This window comes from Sphingomonas sp. PL-96, assembly GCF_020707215.1.
In the GTDB taxonomy this organism is placed as follows: domain Bacteria; phylum Pseudomonadota; class Alphaproteobacteria; order Sphingomonadales; family Sphingomonadaceae; genus Sphingomonas.
On the sequence record NZ_JAJFET010000001.1, the window covers coordinates 829,585 to 846,158 of the forward strand.

At 68.2% G+C, this 16,574-nt stretch carries 21 protein-coding genes and 2 tRNA genes; 15 read left to right on the top strand and 8 right to left on the bottom strand.

All coding sequences use genetic code 11. The features are described 5' to 3' along the window. Positions 1 to 97: 97 nt before the first annotated feature. On the bottom strand, positions 98 to 793 hold the full coding sequence (locus LK533_RS03860; protein ID WP_229361443.1) for an HAD family hydrolase: 696 nt from the start codon (positions 791 to 793) through the stop codon (positions 98 to 100). 113 nt (positions 794 to 906) lie between these two features. Here LK533_RS03860 and LK533_RS03865 point away from each other — a divergent pair, with 113 nt between their 5' ends. The 5 genes from LK533_RS03865 to LK533_RS03885 all read left to right on the top strand — a co-directional run bounded on the left by LK533_RS03865 (position 907) and on the right by LK533_RS03885 (position 4,025). Then, positions 907 to 1,428, top strand: coding sequence for a hypothetical protein (locus tag LK533_RS03865; protein ID WP_229361444.1), 522 nt, complete (start codon positions 907 to 909; stop codon positions 1,426 to 1,428). Then, positions 1,428 to 1,958, top strand: coding sequence for a hypothetical protein (locus LK533_RS03870; RefSeq protein ID WP_229361445.1), 531 nt, complete (start codon positions 1,428 to 1,430; stop codon positions 1,956 to 1,958). The genes LK533_RS03865 and LK533_RS03870 overlap by 1 nt, the downstream gene beginning before the upstream one ends. A 472-nt stretch (positions 1,959 to 2,430) precedes the next feature. After that, positions 2,431 to 3,615, top strand: a complete 1,185-nt coding sequence (locus tag LK533_RS03875; RefSeq protein WP_229361743.1) for an AI-2E family transporter — start codon at positions 2,431 to 2,433, stop codon at positions 3,613 to 3,615. 43 nt (positions 3,616 to 3,658) lie between these two features. Next, a tRNA-Asp gene (locus tag LK533_RS03880) sits at positions 3,659 to 3,735 on the top strand. 213 nt (positions 3,736 to 3,948) lie between these two features. Then, positions 3,949 to 4,025, top strand: a tRNA-Asp gene (locus LK533_RS03885). Between the two features lie 226 nt (positions 4,026 to 4,251). Here LK533_RS03885 and LK533_RS03890 read toward each other — a convergent pair. The 4 genes from LK533_RS03890 to LK533_RS03905 all read right to left on the bottom strand — a co-directional run bounded on the left by LK533_RS03890 (position 4,252) and on the right by LK533_RS03905 (position 5,726). After that, positions 4,252 to 4,461 (bottom strand): DUF2842 domain-containing protein, encoded by a 210-nt coding sequence (locus LK533_RS03890; protein ID WP_229361446.1) that lies wholly within the window; start codon positions 4,459 to 4,461, stop codon positions 4,252 to 4,254. After that, complete coding sequence (locus tag LK533_RS03895; RefSeq protein WP_229361447.1) at positions 4,461 to 5,015, bottom strand: 5-formyltetrahydrofolate cyclo-ligase; 555 nt, start codon at positions 5,013 to 5,015, stop codon at positions 4,461 to 4,463. Before LK533_RS03895 ends, LK533_RS03890 begins: the two co-directional genes overlap by 1 nt. A 181-nt stretch (positions 5,016 to 5,196) precedes the next feature. Continuing rightward, positions 5,197 to 5,523 (bottom strand): cell division protein ZapA, encoded by a 327-nt coding sequence (locus tag LK533_RS03900; RefSeq protein ID WP_229361448.1) that lies wholly within the window; start codon positions 5,521 to 5,523, stop codon positions 5,197 to 5,199. Then, positions 5,523 to 5,726 (bottom strand): hypothetical protein, encoded by a 204-nt coding sequence (locus tag LK533_RS03905; RefSeq protein ID WP_229361449.1) that lies wholly within the window; start codon positions 5,724 to 5,726, stop codon positions 5,523 to 5,525. Before LK533_RS03905 ends, LK533_RS03900 begins: the two co-directional genes overlap by 1 nt. Positions 5,727 to 5,850: 124 nt before the next feature. Here LK533_RS03905 and tkt point away from each other — a divergent pair, with 124 nt between their 5' ends. Genes tkt through LK533_RS03925 form a run of 4 tightly spaced genes read left to right on the top strand, consistent with a single transcriptional unit; the run spans position 5,851 to position 10,571 of the window. Continuing rightward, on the top strand, positions 5,851 to 7,818 hold the full coding sequence (tkt, locus tag LK533_RS03910) for a transketolase (RefSeq protein WP_229361450.1): 1,968 nt from the start codon (positions 5,851 to 5,853) through the stop codon (positions 7,816 to 7,818). Between the two features lie 49 nt (positions 7,819 to 7,867). Beyond that, positions 7,868 to 8,875, top strand: coding sequence for a type I glyceraldehyde-3-phosphate dehydrogenase (gap, locus tag LK533_RS03915; RefSeq protein WP_229361451.1), 1,008 nt, complete (start codon positions 7,868 to 7,870; stop codon positions 8,873 to 8,875). 5 nt (positions 8,876 to 8,880) lie between these two features. Continuing rightward, the gene (locus LK533_RS03920) at positions 8,881 to 9,384 is read left to right on the top strand and encodes an MOSC domain-containing protein (RefSeq protein ID WP_324255262.1); all 504 of its coding nucleotides are present in this window, start codon (positions 8,881 to 8,883) and stop codon (positions 9,382 to 9,384) included. Next, positions 9,381 to 10,571: a phosphoglycerate kinase gene (locus LK533_RS03925; RefSeq protein WP_229361452.1), complete on the top strand. Its 1,191-nt coding sequence runs from the start codon at positions 9,381 to 9,383 to the stop codon at positions 10,569 to 10,571. Before LK533_RS03920 ends, LK533_RS03925 begins: the two co-directional genes overlap by 4 nt. A 65-nt stretch (positions 10,572 to 10,636) precedes the next feature. Here LK533_RS03925 and LK533_RS03930 read toward each other — a convergent pair whose 3' ends face one another. Next, positions 10,637 to 11,131: a hypothetical protein gene (locus tag LK533_RS03930; protein ID WP_229361453.1), complete on the bottom strand. Its 495-nt coding sequence runs from the start codon at positions 11,129 to 11,131 to the stop codon at positions 10,637 to 10,639. Beyond that, positions 11,128 to 11,607, bottom strand: a complete 480-nt coding sequence (locus LK533_RS03935) for a vgr related protein (protein ID WP_229361454.1) — start codon at positions 11,605 to 11,607, stop codon at positions 11,128 to 11,130. Before LK533_RS03935 ends, LK533_RS03930 begins: the two co-directional genes overlap by 4 nt. Before the next feature lie 151 nt (positions 11,608 to 11,758). Between LK533_RS03935 and LK533_RS03940 the strand changes: the two genes are divergently transcribed. Together LK533_RS03940 and LK533_RS03945 are read left to right on the top strand one after the other, a co-directional pair. Continuing rightward, entirely contained in the window at positions 11,759 to 12,667 is a 909-nt protein-coding gene (locus LK533_RS03940) for a class I fructose-bisphosphate aldolase (RefSeq protein ID WP_229361455.1), read from the top strand. Next, complete coding sequence (locus tag LK533_RS03945) at positions 12,667 to 13,059, top strand: putative quinol monooxygenase (protein WP_420705809.1); 393 nt, start codon at positions 12,667 to 12,669, stop codon at positions 13,057 to 13,059. The genes LK533_RS03940 and LK533_RS03945 overlap by 1 nt, the downstream gene beginning before the upstream one ends. Positions 13,060 to 13,191: 132 nt before the next feature. Here LK533_RS03945 and LK533_RS03950 read toward each other — a convergent pair whose 3' ends face one another. Then, positions 13,192 to 13,941, bottom strand: coding sequence for a DUF72 domain-containing protein (locus LK533_RS03950; RefSeq protein WP_229361456.1), 750 nt, complete (start codon positions 13,939 to 13,941; stop codon positions 13,192 to 13,194). On the opposite strand from LK533_RS03950, the gene thiE reads away from it, so the two are divergent. The 4 genes from thiE to LK533_RS03970 all read left to right on the top strand — a co-directional run bounded on the left by thiE (position 13,940) and on the right by LK533_RS03970 (position 16,572). Further along, positions 13,940 to 14,644 carry a thiamine phosphate synthase gene (thiE, locus tag LK533_RS03955; RefSeq protein WP_229361457.1) on the top strand — a complete coding sequence of 235 codons (705 nt, stop codon included), beginning with the start codon at positions 13,940 to 13,942 and terminating at the stop codon, positions 14,642 to 14,644. The genes LK533_RS03950 and thiE overlap by 2 nt on opposite strands. 273 nt (positions 14,645 to 14,917) lie before the next feature. Beyond that, on the top strand, positions 14,918 to 15,514 hold the full coding sequence (locus LK533_RS03960) for a M23 family metallopeptidase (protein ID WP_229361458.1): 597 nt from the start codon (positions 14,918 to 14,920) through the stop codon (positions 15,512 to 15,514). 71 nt (positions 15,515 to 15,585) lie between these two features. After that, positions 15,586 to 16,149 (top strand): elongation factor P, encoded by a 564-nt coding sequence (gene efp / locus LK533_RS03965; protein WP_229361459.1) that lies wholly within the window; start codon positions 15,586 to 15,588, stop codon positions 16,147 to 16,149. An 18-nt stretch (positions 16,150 to 16,167) separates the two neighbouring features. Beyond that, on the top strand, positions 16,168 to 16,572 hold the full coding sequence (locus LK533_RS03970) for a hypothetical protein (protein ID WP_229361460.1): 405 nt from the start codon (positions 16,168 to 16,170) through the stop codon (positions 16,570 to 16,572). Positions 16,573 to 16,574 lie beyond the last annotated feature (2 nt).

Sequence of the window (16,574 nt, forward strand, 5' to 3'; positions counted from 1 at the left end):
TGTAATCTTCGATCAGCGAATGGCCCCGAGCAATCGGGGCCATTTTCGTTTGCGGAGGCTTCCCCGCGGCTGGCACGCACTTCGCGAGCCGCCGCCCTTACCCCAGGGTATCAATCCACCCCGGCAGTTCGGCCAGGCTCGCCAGCTGGCGGAAGCGCGGATGGTCGATGGGCAGCCGGCCGTTCTCGTGCGCCCAGGCGCCCTCCTGCGGGATGAACGCCGCCCAGGCGCCCGCTTCCAGCGCGGGGTTGATGTCGGAGCGCAGCGAGTCGCCCGCCATCACCGCTTCGTATGGCGCGACACCCTCCTTCGCGAACAACCGCCGAAAGGTGTCGGGCGTCTTGTCGCTCACGATCTCGATGCCGCTGAACCGGTCGCCCAGACCAGAGGCAGCAAGCTTCGCTTCCTGATGGAGCAGGTCGCCCTTGGTCACCAGCACCAGCCGCGCGCGCTCGGCAAGCTGCTCCAGCGTATCGGCAATGCCCTCGAACAGCTCGACCGGGTGCGACAGCAACGCACGACCCGCCGCCAGGATATCGGCGATCAGCGCGCGGGGCAGCGGATCGCCGGCAAGCTCCGCGGCGGTCTCGATCATCGACAGGGTGAAGCCCTTGGCGCCATAGCCGTACAGCTTCAAGTTGCGGCTCTCGCACGCATTCAGCCGCTCGCGTGCGATGTCGCGCGCCGCGAACGGCTCGATCAGCGCGAGCAGCGCTTCTTCCGTCGCGTTGAAGTGGCGCATGTTGTGCCACAGCGTGTCGTCGGCATCGAGGCAGATGAGCTGGATCGTCATGGCCGGAACGATACCGCCGCCTGCGCCCGGCAGGAAAGATGCGGCGAACCGCTGGCCGCGCCGTCCGGGGCAGGGTGGTTGAGCCGCCCGCCGGCTTCGCCCATAAGCCTGGTATGCGCCGTATCGTTCTCATCCTGCCGCTCTTGGTCCTTACCCAGTGCGTTGCCCCTTCCGCTCCGCCGCCGGGGCCGCCGCCCCCGCCGCCAGCACCCGTGGCTGCGCCCGTTCCGGTTGCGCCGCGCCCGGTCGGCGACTGGCGAGACTGGCCGGTGACGCCCGGCACCTGGCGCTATGCACAGGAAGGGCAGGGCTCGGTGGCTTCCTTCGGCGCTGCCGGAGCCGCGCCGCTGCTGACGCTGCGGTGCGACCGTGCGCGTCGCCAAGTCACGCTCACCCGCACCGGGTCGGCCGCCGCTGGAAGCGCGCTCACCGTCCGCACGTCGAGCACGTCGCGCACGCTGCCGGTCACGGCCGGTACCGGCACGGTGGCTGCAGCACTTCCGGCGCAGGACTCGCTGCTCGACGCCATGGGCTTCAGCCGCGGTCGCTTTATCGTCGATCTGCCCGGCCAGACCGCGCTGGTGGTGCCGGCCTGGGCCGAGGTGCTGCGCCTGACGGAAGACTGCCGCAGCTGATGCGCAGGCGCGCGGGGCTGCTGGCGCTCGCGCTTGCCGGCTGTTCGGGCGAGCAGCCGGCCCCGGCGCCCAGCCCGACACCGCAGCCGACCCCCAGCGCGACGCGCGCAGTGGTCGATCGAGCGCCGCTGGCCCCGGGGGAACTGCCCGCGCCCGAACTCGCCGGCATTGCACCCGCCGCGGGACGCTGGTCCTCGGGCGGCGGGTACACACGCTTCGTCGATGCGGGCGGCACCGGTGCCTTTGCGCTGCGCTGCGACTCCGCACGGCGGGAGCTCGTCTTTCTGCGCAGCGGCACCGCCGATGGGGGCGCGATGCTGCGCATCGTCACCGGCATGGCTGCCGCCTCTTATCCCGCCGCGACCATGGGGCGCCGGGTGGAAGCGCGCGCGGGCATCGACGACCGCTTTCTGGCCGCGCTGCAAGCGGCCAAGGGGACGATCGGCGTTTCGCTGGGGGAGGGGCCAGTGCTGGCGGTTGCAGCCGATCCGGCGATCGGCGCCGTGATCCGCGAGTGCCGCCGGCCCTGACCTCGGGCAGGCGCAAGAAGGTCGTGGAATTCGCCCTGCATTACAAGTCTTGTTTGCAGGGCCGCGCTGGCACACAATCCTCTCGTGATCGCAGCAGTGGTCACGGTTTAGCTCAACTTGCGAAAGGAGGTGATCCGATGTCTCATGGTTCAGCAATGGGGTCGGTTCAGTTCGTTCGGGAGACGCGCCGCTGATCGGCTGCCTGGTCGTATGACCGGGCATCGAACTGCGGCTCGCATGGTCTCCCGGGCTGGAGCTTCCGGCCGCTGACCATGCTTGAGGTCGCCGGGCCCCCGAGGGGGCTCGGCGACCTCTTTCATATGCGCGATCGATGGGCGCGCGGCACGGGCTTCCCCCGACCCGGAAAGCCGCTAGGGTGCGGACGAAAGGACACCCGCACTTGAACCGCACCGGAATCGTCGAGACCGTTCGCGCCGCCTCTCCATCGCAGGCCGATGCCGCCGGGGAGGCCCTGCCGGAGCTGCTGGAGGCCTCCATCAAGGACGAGCTGCGGCGTGACCGGCTGCTCGCCGCGCTGACGCTGATTGCGGGCGCGGGGCTGTTCCTGGCGCTTCCCTTCGCGCTCAAGGCCGGATCGCAGTTCTTTCTGCCACTCACCGCTGCCATCGTGATTGCGATCGCGCTGGTGCCGCTGCTCGAATGGCTGGAGCGACGCCGCCTGCCGGCACCACTCGCGGCTTTCGTCTGCGTGCTGCTGTTCCTGATCGTCGCCAATGGCGCGATCGCGTCGATCGTGCTGCCGGCCTGGGGCTGGGCGGAAATTTTGCCTGAACGCATCGATCGCGTGCAGCAGAACATCGCGCCGCTGATCGACTTCTACTCCAACCTGGAGCGGTTCGTGAACGAGCTGCTCGCCAATGTCGCCAACACGCCGGTGCGGCAGGGTGGAGCGACCACGACCGAACGTCCGGCCTCGCTGCTCGATTTCACCGCCAGCACGGCGCCCTCCGCGCTGATCGAGATGTTCTTCGCGATCCTGGTGATCTATTTCTTTCTGGCCGGCTGGACCCGGCTCCGGCGCTCGGCGATCACCAGCCGGAACAGCTTTGGCGGCGCCATGGCGACGGCGCGCGTCATCCAGGACGTGGTCGACTTCACCTCCGCCTATCTCGGCACCATCTCGTTCATCAACCTGACGCTTGGGGCGCTGGTGGCGGCGGCACTGTGGTTCGTGGGCATGCCGACGCCGCTGATGTGGGGCGGCATCGTCGCGGTGCTCAACTATGTCCCCTATTTCGGACCGATCCTGTCGGCGGCGCTGCTGGCGCTGGGCGGCCTGATGACCTTTACCGACGTGTGGTGGGCGCTGCTGCCGGCTGCGATCATGGTCGGGGCGCATCTGGTGGAGGCGAACGTCGTCACGCCGCTGATCGTCGGTCACCGCCTGACCATCAGCCCGCTGATGATCCTGGTCGCGCTCAGCTTCTGGGGATGGGTGTGGGGAACGCCCGGTGCACTGCTGGCCGTGCCGCTGCTGATCATCATCCAGACGGTCGTGCGCGCCGCGGGCAAGCCCGACATCGCCGGTTTCCTGTTCGAACATGGCACGCTGGTGAAGGACGCGGTGCCGCCGGGCACGCCCGTACAGACCGGGGCTTCGCCGTTCGCGGACAAGGCGAGCGACAAAGCCGATTGACAGCCCCCGGCACCTCGCTTAGAGGCCGCCTCCTCGCAAGCAAGCGGGTGTAGCTCAGTTGGTTAGAGCGCCGGCCTGTCACGCCGGAGGTCGCGGGTTCGAGCCCCGTCACTCGCGCCATTGCAGCGGTTCAGCGGAACCGCCGATGGCAGGATCCGCCGCTTGCGAAACCTTCCCAGCATTGGCTTTTTACCGCACCGGCGACGCTGTGCGCGCGTGATCGCCCGCGTTCGGTACGGGTCCGAAACTTTTTCACGGAAATCGTACTCCGAAGGGCAATCTGGCTTTGACAGGTCCGGATTGCTCGCCTAGAGCCCGCCTCCTCGCAAGCGAGCGGGTGTAGCTCAGTTGGTTAGAGCGCCGGCCTGTCACGCCGGAGGTCGCGGGTTCGAGCCCCGTCACTCGCGCCATTGCAGCGGTTCAGCGGAACCGCCGATGGCAGGATCCGCCGCTTGCGAACACTTCCACATCGACGGGTTGGCAGGCGTTGCTCGCTGCGCCTCAATTGGGTTCCTGCGAAGGCAGGAGCCCAGAGTACCACGAGCGAACGATCGTTGGTCGGCTTGGCCCTGGATCCCTGCCCTCGCAGGAATATGGCGGGCGAGGAAAGGCCGCGTGTCCCTTCGAGCCCCAAGCTCAGCGCCGCCAGCGGCCCGTCTCCATCCACCGCAGCGCCGGCTTCAGCGGCGCGATCCACGCGACCCCGGCAACCCCATAGACCAGCATCTGCACCAGCGCGGGCAGGGCGCCGATCCACGGGGACAGGCTCGCCACCGCGACCAGCCAGAACAGGATGAACGCCAGGATGGCCAGCATCCCCACGGGTTTGCGCCAGGTCGGTTGCATCAGCGGTGCTCCGGCAGGTGCAGGGCCTGCTCTGTGAGGATGGCGTGCAGCGGCACGTCCCAAGGATCGGCGGGAAGTTCGGGCACCTGCTGCACCGACCAGGCGAGCCCCAGCCGCCAGGCGCCCCCATGCTGCGCGAACGCCCGATCGTAGAAGCCGGCTCCCTGGCCCAGTCGGTTGAGCGTCGAATCGAATCCCACCAGCGGCGTCAGGATCACGTCCGGCGCCACCACGGGCGCGCTGCGCGACGGCTGGCGCAGCCCCATCGGGCCCGCCTCGATCGCGGTGTCCGCGTCCCAGCGCAGGAACTCCATCGGCGTCGCCCGATCCGCCACCCAGGCGAGCGCCAGCACGCAGCCGGCCTCCCGCGCGGCATCGACCAGCGGGGCGGGGTCCGCCTCGCTTCCGATCGGCAGGTAGCTGGCAACCACGACGCCCGGCGCCAGCCGCGCACGCAGCACATCGGGCACGGGCAGCCGCGGGCGATGCTCGGTGAAGAACCGGTCGCGGGCGGCGCGCAGCTGCGCGCGCAGGGCCTTTTTGTCGAGAGTCATCGGGGGGAGCGGGTGGCGGGACCGCCGTGGCCGTTGGCCGGGTTATCCACTGACGCACGGTACGTCAGGTGGGGACCATGTGCTTTGGACCAGGATCCTAGCAGGGACAGCCCCCATTGGATGATGAATAGCCTCAGGGATAATAAAGGCTCGTACCGGGCAGTGCCCGCCGAGGACCAACTTAGGCGACGTGGTCGCGATCCTCAAGGGCTGCAGCGACTGCTTCCAGCCGTTCGGCGATTTCATCCAGCAGATCCTGCGGCAGTTCGGGCTCTTGCGGCGCCGGCGCAGCGGGTGCGGGTGTCCGGTCGCGCTCGTCCAGCTCATCTGCCAGCATCAGCCCGATCAGCAGCAGCGTGCGCTCCGCCGATGTGCCGGCCGACGCACGCATCGCCGCCGGGGCATGGCGCTGCAGCCGCTCGACGAGCGCCAGCAGATGCGGCTCCTCGCCATCGCGGCAGGCGACGCTGTGCGAGCGGTTGGCGATGGTGAAGCTGACCTGCGCCATCAGGCGTCTCCCTCCGCAGTGCCTTCATCGCTGGCGATCACCTGGTCGAGGGCGGCGATCGCCTCCGCCATGCTCGTGCGCAGCGCCGCGTGGCGATGCTCCAGCGAGTCGGTGGCAGCCAGGCGCGCGCGTGCCGCCGCCTCGATCCGCGCAAGCGCAGCGTCGATGCGCGAAAGGCCGGGGTTCGCTTGGGGCTGGTCCATGGTCCCCGGATAAGGAGGGGGAACCGTCGCGGCAAGCACGGCTCGCCGGTTGACGAAGGCGGGTCGCCGCCCCAAAGGCGAGCCAAGCGCGGCCACCGGCGCCGCGTGCCTGCAAGGAAGATTGATGGCTGCGTCCGATACCCTGCTCGCCAACGCGATTCGTGCGCTTGCGATGGATGCGGTTGAGGCCGCCAACTCCGGTCACCCCGGCATGCCGATGGGCATGGCCGACGTGGCGACCGTGCTGTGGACTCGCTATCTGAAGTTCGACGCCGCCGATCCCCATTGGGCCGATCGCGACCGCTTCGTGCTGTCAGCCGGCCATGGCTCGATGCTGATCTATGCGCTGCTGCACCTGACCGGCCATGCGCGTCCGACGATCGAGGACATCAAGAACTTTCGCCAGCTGCACAGCCCGTGCGCCGGCCACCCCGAGAATTTCGAACTCCCCGGCATCGAGACCACCACCGGCCCGCTGGGGCAGGGGCTCGCGACCGCGGTCGGCATGGCACTGGCCGAGCGGCACCTGAACGCCGGCTTCGGCGATGATCTGGTCGACCACCGCACCTGGGTGATCGCCGGCGACGGCTGCCTGATGGAGGGCATCAACCACGAGGCCATCGGTCTCGCGGGTCACCTCGGCCTCGGCCGCATGATCGTGCTGTGGGACGACAACCGCATCACCATCGACGGGGCGGTAGAGCTGTCGTCCAGCGAGGATATCGCTGCGCGCTATGCCGCCACCGGCTGGCACACCGTCGCCTGCGACGGTCACGACCCCGCCGACATTGCCCGCGCGATCGACGAAGCCATCGCCGATCCGCGCCCGTCTCTCGTCGCCTGCCGCACCATCATCGGCAAGGGCGCGCCCGGCAAGGAGGGCACCAGCGCCGTCCACGGCGCGGCGCTCGGCCCGGACATCGTCGCCAAGACTCGCCTCGCCATGGGCTGGGAGCCAGAGGCGTTCGAGCTGCCCGAAGCAATCGTTGAGACCTGGGCGGCGGCGGGTGTCCGCAGCCGTGACCTCCGCCTCGCCTGGGAAGCGCGCTGCGACGCCGACGCCCAGGGCGCAGAGTTCCGCCGCCGCATGGCCGGCGAGCTGCCGGAGGGCTTCTCGCTCCAGCCGTACATCGACGGCCTCCTCGCCAATCCGCAAAAGGTCGCGACCCGCAAGGCGTCGGAAATGGCGCTGGGCGCGATCAACGACCTGCTGCCGGAGACGGTTGGCGGTTCGGCCGACCTCACCGGCTCCAACAACACCAAGACCAAGGCGACCCAGCCGCTCACCCGCGACGACTATTCCGGTCGCTATGTCTATTATGGCATCCGCGAGTTCGGCATGTCGGCGGCGATGAACGGCATGGCGCTGCACGGCGGCATCATTCCGTATGGCGGGACCTTCCTGGTGTTCGCAGATTATGCCCGCCCGGCGATCCGCCTGTCCGCGCTTCAGAACGCGCGCGTCGTCTATGTGATGACGCATGATTCGATCGGCCTTGGCGAGGATGGTCCGACCCACCAGCCGATCGAGCATCTCAACAGCTTGCGCCTGATCCCCAACCTCGACGTGTACCGTCCGTGCGACACGATCGAGACCGCCGAATGCTGGGAGCTGTCGCTGCGCGACGCGACCGGCCCGTCGCTGCTCGCCCTGTCGCGTCAGAACCTGCCGCAGCTGCGCACCGACGCGTCGGAGAACCGCTCGGCCAAGGGTGCCTACCGCCTGGTTGCCGCCGAAGCGCCGCGCCGCGTCGTGCTCGTCGCCACCGGTTCAGAGGTAGAGATTGCGGTCGAAGCCCGTGCAGCGCTTGAAGCCAAGGGCATCGGTGCCGATGTGGTATCCATGCCCTGCTGGTCGCGCTTCGACGCACAGCCTGTCGACTATCGTCGCGACGTGCTGCCCAAGGACGCCCTGATCGTTTCGATCGAGGCCGGCACGACCATGGGCTGGGAACGCTATACCGGGCTCGATGGTCTGCGCTTCGGCATCGACCGGTTCGGCGCCTCGGCTCCGGCGCCCAAGCTCTACGAATATTTCGGACTGACCGCGGACGCCATCGCCACCAAGGTTGCGGCTGCGCTCGAGAATTGAGCCTGCGGCGACGCGGGCTTTGGACCATCCCTCTGAAAGGATCGGCAATATGACAAAGGTAGCGATCAACGGCTTCGGGCGCATCGGCCGCTTGGTGGCGCGGGCCATTCTGGAGCGCCCGGACTGCGGCCTCGAACTGGTCACCATCAACGATCTGTCGGACGCCAAGTCCAACGCATGGCTGTTCAGCCGTGACAGCATCCACGGCCGCTATCCAGGCGACGTGTCGGCCGACGGTAACGACCTGGTCATCGATGGCAAGCGCATCAAGGTGACGGCAGAGCGCGACCCTGCGAACCTGCCGCACGGCGAGAACGGCGTCGATCTGGTGCTGGAGTGCACCGGCTTCTTCACCGACCGCGACAGCGCGCAGAAGCACATCGATGCCGGCGCCAAGAAGGTGCTGATCTCGGCTCCTGGCAAGAACGTCGACCTGACCGTCGTCTATGGCGTCAACCACGACAAGCTGGAGGCCGGCCACACGATCGTCTCCAACGCATCGTGCACCACCAACTGCCTGGCGCCGATCGCCAAGGTGCTGAACGACTCGATCGGCATCGAGCGTGGCCTGATGACCACGATCCACGCCTATACCAACGACCAGAAGATCCTGGACCAGATCCACAAGGACCTGCGCCGCGCACGTGCGGCCGCCATGTCGATCATCCCGACCACCACGGGCGCTGCCCGTGCGGTGGGTGAGGTGCTTCCGGAGCTCAAGGGCAAGCTCGACGGTTCGTCGGTTCGCGTGCCCGTGCCGGACGGCAGCCTGGTCGACCTGACCTTTACGCCGAAGCGCGACACGACCAAGGATGAGGTCAATGCCATCCTGAAGGCGGCGTCGGAAGAGGGCCCGCTCAAGGGCATCCTGGTCTATTCGGACGAGCCGCTGGTCTCGATCGACATCGTCCACACGCCGGCATCCTCGACCGTCGACAGCCTGGAGACGGCCGTGATCGACGGCAAGCTGGTGCGCGTCGTCAGCTGGTACGACAATGAGTGGGGCTTCTCCAACCGCATGGTCGACACCGCCTGCGCGATGGCCAAGCTCGGCTGATGCCGATGCCCGTCGTGCTGGCGGATGCCGAGCCGGACGGGCAAGCGGGCGCGCGGGTCGGCATCCTTGCCGGCATCGCGCGCCATGCGGCTCCACGAGCGCCGATGGAGGTGCTCGACCGCGCCGAGGTCAGCGTGGAAGCCGGCATCGCCGGCGACCACCGCGGCCGACGCAAGCCTAACGGTACCGGCAAGCGCCAGGTGACACTGATGGAGCGCCGCGACTGGGAAGCTGCGACGGCTCAGGTCGACCATCGACTGCCGTGGCAGGAACGCCGCGCGAACCTGCTGGTAGACGGGTTCGATCTTCCGCAGGTGCCCGGCACCCGGCTGCGGATTGGCGACGTGGTGCTGGAAATCACCTGTGAATGCGACCCCTGCCAGCGCATGGATGCGCTGGTGCCGGGGCTGTTTGAGGCGCTGCTGCCCGATTGGCGCGGCGGCGCGTGCACGCGGGTGCTGGTGGGCGGAACGATCGCCGTGGGCGACACAATCAGGATCGAGACATGACACGCAATTTCAAGACCCTGGACGACATGGGTGAGATCTCGGGCAAGCGCGTGCTGGTCCGTGAGGATCTGAACGTGCCGATGGCCGACGGCCATGTCACCGACGACACCCGCCTGCGCGCAGCAATCTCGACCGTCACCGAACTCGCCGATCGCGGCGCGATCGTACTGGTGCTCGCCCACTTCGGCCGCCCCAAGGGCGTGCCGAGCCCCGAGTTCTCGACCGCCCAGCTGGCGATCCCGTTCGGCCAGGTGCTCGGCCGTCCGGTCCGCTACGTCGACTGGGAAGGGGCCGCCGACGCCATCGCCACGCTCCAGCCCGGCGACATCGCGCTGCTGGAAAACACCCGCTTTTTCGGTGGCGAGGAAAAGAACGATCCGGCCGTGGTCGATCGCTTCGCAGCGCTGGGCGACCTCTACGTCAACGACGCCTTCTCCGCCGCGCACCGCGCCCATGCCTCGACGGCAGGCCTCGCCCACAAGCTGCCGGCATTCGCGGGTCGTCAGATGGAGGCCGAACTCGACGCGCTCGACAAGGCGCTCGGCAGCCCCGAGCATCCCGTCGCAGCCGTTGTCGGCGGCGCCAAGGTCTCGACCAAGCTCGACGTGCTCAAGCACCTCGTCGGCCGCGTCGACCACCTCATCATCGGCGGCGGCATGGCCAACACCTTCCTGGCCGCCCGCGGCGTGAATGTCGGCAAGAGCCTGTGCGAGCACGACCTCACCGGCACTGCCGACGAGATCTTCGAAGCCGCCGACAAGGCCGGCTGCACCATTCACCTGCCGTATGACGTGGTAGTCGCAACCGAATTCCGCCCGAACCCCGCGACCCGCACCGTCAACGTCCACGAAGTCGCCGCCGACGAGATGATCCTCGACGTCGGCCCGGCCGCGGTGGAGGCGCTTGGCGACGTGCTCAAGAACTGCCGCACCCTGGTGTGGAACGGCCCGCTGGGCGCGTTCGAGACGCCGCCGTTCGACGCCGCCACGGTGTCGCTTGCCAAGACCGCAGCGGCGCTCACCAGCGACGGTTCGCTCGTGTCGGTGGCGGGCGGCGGCGACACGGTCGCGGCGCTCAACCAGGCCGGTGCTGCCGGCGCCTTCACCTTTGTTTCCACGGCAGGCGGCGCGTTCCTGGAGTGGATGGAAGGCCGCGAGCTTCCCGGGGTCGCCGCGCTCGCGGGTTAACCCACGCTTTCGGTGCCCCGGCCTGCGCCGGGGTACCCTCTACTTGAGAGGCGCTCGCCAGCCTCCTACTGCCCTTCGGCTCGCATGGCGATGCAGCTCGCGGGGCGCTTCTCCCGGACCTCCACCGCCGCCCAGCAGCGTGCGAGTGCCGGCTGTGGCGCCATCGCCGCATGAGCACCGCTGCCGACCCCGCGTTCGAACCAGAGCCTGAGATGTTGTGGCGCAATATCCGCAGCTTCGCCCCGACTCCTTGCAGCGCGTTCGAGCAGCGCCAGCCCCTGGTCCAGCGTCTCGGCAGGCCGGCGTTCCGGCTGCGCCTCGCGATGTCCCGCGACGATCAGATTACCGGTCTCCAGCGCGATCGTTGCTGCCGGCCGGCCTGACCGCGCGATCGCGGTGATCGCCCGGCCATAGTCCGGCGGCTCGTTGGCCAGTGCCTCTTCGACGATCCAGTCGGTCGCGCGCTTGGCCGAATGCGACTCGAACGGTTGGTCGGGCTGCTGCTGCGAGCATGCCGCCAGCAGCAACGCGGGCAGCCCTGCAATCCACGCCTGCCTCATTTCAGCGGCAGCAGCGGCGCGTAGTCGGCGAGCACATAAGGCAGGGGAATGCGGCCGCCGCTGGCCAGCGTAAAATAATGCTGGGCGATCATCCCCATCTGCTCCAGCCCATAGGCGGTGAACGGCTTCCCCACCTCCAGCCGATAGTCGTAGTTGCGCTGGAACGGGCCACGCACCCACACCCACTGCTTGAGCCCGTACCATTGGTAGAGGTGAGTACCCTCGTGCACGAAGCTGGCCTTGCGCCACAGCGGCACCTCGGACGCCGCAAAGTCGGGCACATGGCTGCCTCCGGGGAAATAGGCGTGGCCGTTCGGCGCCATGGGCCGTTCCGCGGGAAACACCGGCCACCATTTGCGCGCGTGGATCCGCACCCGCGCATAGTCGATCCCCTCGGCGAACACGCCGCGCAGCATTGCCGTCTCGCCAGGCGTCAGCGGGCGGCGGGCCGGGGTCGCGAGGGGCCGGAATCGCATGGCGGAGATACGCACCGCCCCCTTCTTTTGTTGCAGTGCGACGAGGTGAACGTTCCCAAGGCGGACGCGAGCTTGTGGGGTGCGCGGTGCCCGCCTAACGAGGTCAGGCAAGCGATAATAGTCGCAGCATACAAGCATGGGAGCCTACCAAATGACGCCGACCGTCAGAGCGATTCTAGCGAACTACGAGTCCGACAATCCAGGCGTGAAGGCGAACCTCGCCCGCATCCTGATGCAGGGTCGGCTGGGCGGCACCGGCAAGCTGGTCATCCTGCCGGTCGACCAGGGGTTCGAGCACGGTCCGGCGCGCAGCTTCGCGGTCAACGAGCCGGCCTATGACCCGCACTACCACTTCCAGCTCGCGATCGACGCCGGCCTCTCCGCCTATGCAGCGCCGCTTGGCATGCTGGAGGCGGGTGCCGGCACGTTCGCGGGCCAGATCCCGACGATCCTGAAGGTCAATTCGTCGAACAGCTGGGCGACCGGCATCAACCAGGCCGTGACCGGCGGCGTCGACGACGCGCTCCGCCTCGGCTGCTCGGCGATCGGCTTCACCATCTATCCGGGCGCCGACGACGTGTTCGACATGATGGAGGAGATCCGCGAGCTTTCGGCTCAGGCCAAGTCAGTCGGCATCGCCACCGTGATCTGGTCCTATCCGCGCGGCGGTACCCTGTCGAAGCAGGGTGAGCTCGCGCTCGATGTCGGCGCCTATGCCGCGCACATGGCGGCGCTGCTCGGCGCGCACATCATCAAGGTGAAGCTGCCGACCGACCATATCGAGCAAAAGGAAGCCAAGAAGGTCTATGAGGGCTTCGACGCTTCCACCCAGGCCAAGCGCGTTGCCCATGTCGTGAAGAGCTGCTTCAACGGCCGTCGCATCGTCGTCTTCTCGGGCGGCGCGGCCAAGGGGGCTGATGCCGTCTACCAGGACGCACGCGACATTCGCGACGGCGGTGGCAATGGCTCGATCATCGGCCGCAACACCTTCCAGCGCCCGCGCGACGAGGCACTGGCGATGCTCGACAAGATCGTCGGCATCTACCAGGGTCAGGACTGATGGAGCGGCGCCCGCTTCTGGCCGGGCTTGCGCTCGCGCTGGTCGGCGGGCGCCTTCTCAAGGGGGAGGTGGCGATGGCAGGCACGACCGCAGGTTTCGGCATGATCGGCAAGATCAAGGCAAAGCCCGGCACCCGTGCCGAGCTCGTCGCCATCCTTGCGAGCGGAACCGGGGCGATGCCGGGCTGCCTCGCCTATCTCATCGCCGAGGACGCGGCGGATCCGGACGCGATCTGGATCACCGAGCTTTGGGACAGCAAGGAAAGCCATGCCGCCTCGCTGAAGCTCCCCGCCGTTCAGGACGCGATCGCCAAGGGTCGCCCCCTGATCGCCGGCTTTGACCTCAGCGCCGAAACCCGCCCGGTCCCCGGCAGCTTCCTCGCCGGCGCCTGATCGCATCCGCTTCTCGTACCCCGGCGAAGGCCGGGGCCCAGTTGGGAAACCTTTCCGCATCTCGCGAGCCGCCCGCAACTGGACCCCGGCCTACGCCGGGGTACCATGGAGTGATGTTTACCGCGCGCCCGGCTACCGCCCGGCCTGCCGCAGCATCGCCTTCAGCGTCAGCGCATCGTGAATGGCATGCGCCTCGGCATCATTGTTGAAATACGCCCACACTTCGCGCCCGGCGCGCACTTGCGCCATCATCCAGTCCGTCCAGCGCAGCAGGCGCTCCTCGGAATAACGCCCCCAGTATTTCCCCTCGCCACCATGAAAGCGGACGTACGCGACCGGCCCCACCGCCAGGTCCGGACTGTCGGATCCCGGCATGTCATGCGCACAGAAACTCGCGCCGTATCGCTCCAGCAGCGCGAACACCCGGTCGTCGTACCAGCTCTTTTCCCGGAATTCGAAGACGTTGACGACGTCCTTTGGCACGAGCTGTAAGAACGTCTCCAGCCGCTCCAGGTTGAGCTTGAACCGCGGCGGCAGCTGGTAGAGCACCGGCCCCAGTGTCTCGCCCAAATGCCGGAACGCCGGCATCATCCGCGCCATCGGCTCCTCGCAATCCTTCAGCTTCTTGGCCTGGGTCAGGAAGCGATTGGCCTTCACCGCATAGCGAAAACCCGCCGGCGCCTGCGCCGCCCAGCCGTCGAACGTCTCGGGTTTCGGCAGCCGGTAGAAGCTGTTGTTGATCTCCACCGTGTCGAAATGCTCGGCATAGAAGGCGAACCAGCGCTTGACCGCCAGCTTCTCGGGGTAGAAGCGGCCACGGCAATGCGGGTAGATCCAACCCGAACACCCCACCCGAACTGCCGCGAACCCGGAGCTTTCCATGCACGATCCCGAAGATGACCTCGAAGCCGACAACGCGCTGGAGGGCTTCGCGGACCAATTCGAGAGCCACAACCGCCGGCCGGCTGCGCAGCTCTACCTGGTCTCCCCGCTCGACGTGTCCGGCACCTTCCCGGACCGGCTCGCCCGCGCGCTCGACGCCGGCCCCGTCGCGGCTTTCCAGTTTCGTGTGAAGGACATGGACCAGCACGCCGCCGCGCGCCTTGCCGAACCGCTCCAGCGCCTCTGCGCCGATCGCGACGTGGCGTTCATCGTCAACGACAGCGTCAGCCTCGCCAAGCGGTTGGGCGCGGACGGTGTCCACCTCGGCCAGGAAGACGGCGATCCGCGTGAGGCCCGCGCGGCACTCGGCCCGTCGGTGCAGATCGGCGTGACCTGCCACGACAGCCGCCACCTGGCGATGGGGGCGGGGGAGGCGGGAGCCGATTATGTCGCCTTCGGCAGCTTCTACCCCACCACCACCAAGGAAGTCCGCCATCGTGCGGAGCCGGCGATCCTGTCCTGGTGGACCACGCTGTTCGAGCTTCCCTGCGTCGCGATCGGCGGCATCACGCCGGACAACGCGCAGCCGCTGATCGACGCCGGCGCCGATTTCCTGGCGGTGAGCGGCTCGGTCTGGAACGGCGACGAAGCCGCCGCGGTCCGCGCCTTCGCCGAGCTGCTCGCGAACGGCAAAACGCACTAAGCCTCACGTCGCTGCGCTCCCGCGCAGGCGGGAGCTCAGGGTTCCAAGCACCGCAAGTCGTTGGTCTGCCTCGCCCTGGATTCCTGTCTACGCAGGAATACGGGTTTGGCCGAGCAACGGCGGCAGCCCTGTTCCGCAGAAGTCACGCTTGCGGGGGGCCGGGGGGCCGGGATACCACCACGCCCTCGAACGTTCTCCACCCGAAACATCTTGGGAGCGGATGATGGGTCGAGCAGCAATCGGCGGCACCCCCGGACGGCGGGGGCACCAACCATGAACCGGCTCGGCTGGTCGATCCTGCTGCTGCTGGTGCTCGCCGGCGGCGCATTCGCCCTGATGCTGTCGCCGGGCACCACACCACCGCCACCGGGCGCGGGCTCGGCACCGGCCGTCGCCCCACCCACCGCGCGGCTGCGCGCCAACGCGGCCGGCCTCATCGTCCCCGTCGCCGGCATCGCGCCCGACCAACTCGTCGACACCTGGCACCAGAGCCGCGAAGGCGGCGCGCGCGAGCACCAGGCGATCGACATCATGGCGCCGCGCGGCACGCCCGTGCTCGCCGCCCGCGGCGGGCGCGTCGAGAAGCTGTTCGACAGCGCGGCCGGCGGCCGCACCATCTACATCCGCACCGCCGATGGCGCGCACATCGACTATTACGCGCACCTGGACGCCTATGCCGCGGGCTTGCAGGAGGGGCAGCTGGTGCGCCAGGGGCAGGGGATCGGCACCGTCGGCTCCACCGGCAACGCCAGCCCCGAGGGCCCCCACCTCCATTTCGCGGTCAAGCACATGGCCGCGGGCGAGCGCTGGCACCAGGGCATGCCGCTCAACCCCTATCCGCTGCTTGCCGGAACCGGCGGCGGCGGCTAAAGCCGCGCGCATCGTGGCCCGGGCGACGTGCAAGTCGCCGGCCCTTGGCTCTTTCCACCACAGGTTCCAGCATGAAGATCAGCGGCGTCGACATCCGTCCCGGCAACATCATCGAATATGAAGGCGGCATCTGGCGTGCGGTGAAGATCCAGCACACCCAGCCTGGCAAGGGTGGCGCCTATATGCAGGTGGAACTCAAGAACCTGCGCGACGGCCGCAAGAACAACGTCCGCTTCCGCTCGGCAGAGACGGTCGAGCGCGTGCGCCTCGACACCAAGGACTTCCAGTTCCTGTACCCGGAAGGCGACATGCTCGTCTTCATGGACAAGGAAACCTACGACCAGACCTCGCTTCCGCGCGACCTCCTCGGCGACGCCGCTGCCTTCCTGCAGGACGGCATGGACGTCGTGATGGAGCTGTATGACGAGGAAGCGATCAGCGTCCAGCTGCCCGACACGATCGAAGCAACGATCGTCGAGGCGGATGCGGTGGTGAAGGGGCAGACGGCTTCTTCCTCCTACAAGCCGGCCGTGCTGGACAATGGCGTGCGCGTCATGGTGCCGCCGCACATCGCCAGCGGAACCCGCATCGTGGTTGACGTGTACGAGCAGACCTACGTCCGCCGCGCGGACTGAGTAACGAGAGTAACGCGTATGAAGCTTCTCCTCCCTCTCGCGGCCGCGGCCGCCCTGGTCCTCAGCCCCGCCGCCTCGGCGCAAAAGGCCAAGAGCGGCGCTGCCAAGGCGGCGCCCAGGCAGGCCGCAGGCCAGCCCAGCCGCGAGGAGGTGGAGAACGCTTCCAAGACGCTTGCCGCGATGATCGGCGGGCTCCAGTCGGACAAGGTGCCCGAACAGGTGAAGAGCGCGATCTTCGCCTGCATCTATCGCGCGCCGCTGGCCGAGATCAGCGTGCGCACGACCGAGATGCTCAACAAGAACAAGGACAAGCTGAACGCGTCCAACACGACCGATCGCCTGTCGGCGGTCGCGGCCGTGTGCGGCGTGCGCGAAGCGCCTCCGGGCGCCGCGACGGCTACCAAGAAGCCCCAGGGACGCTAAAA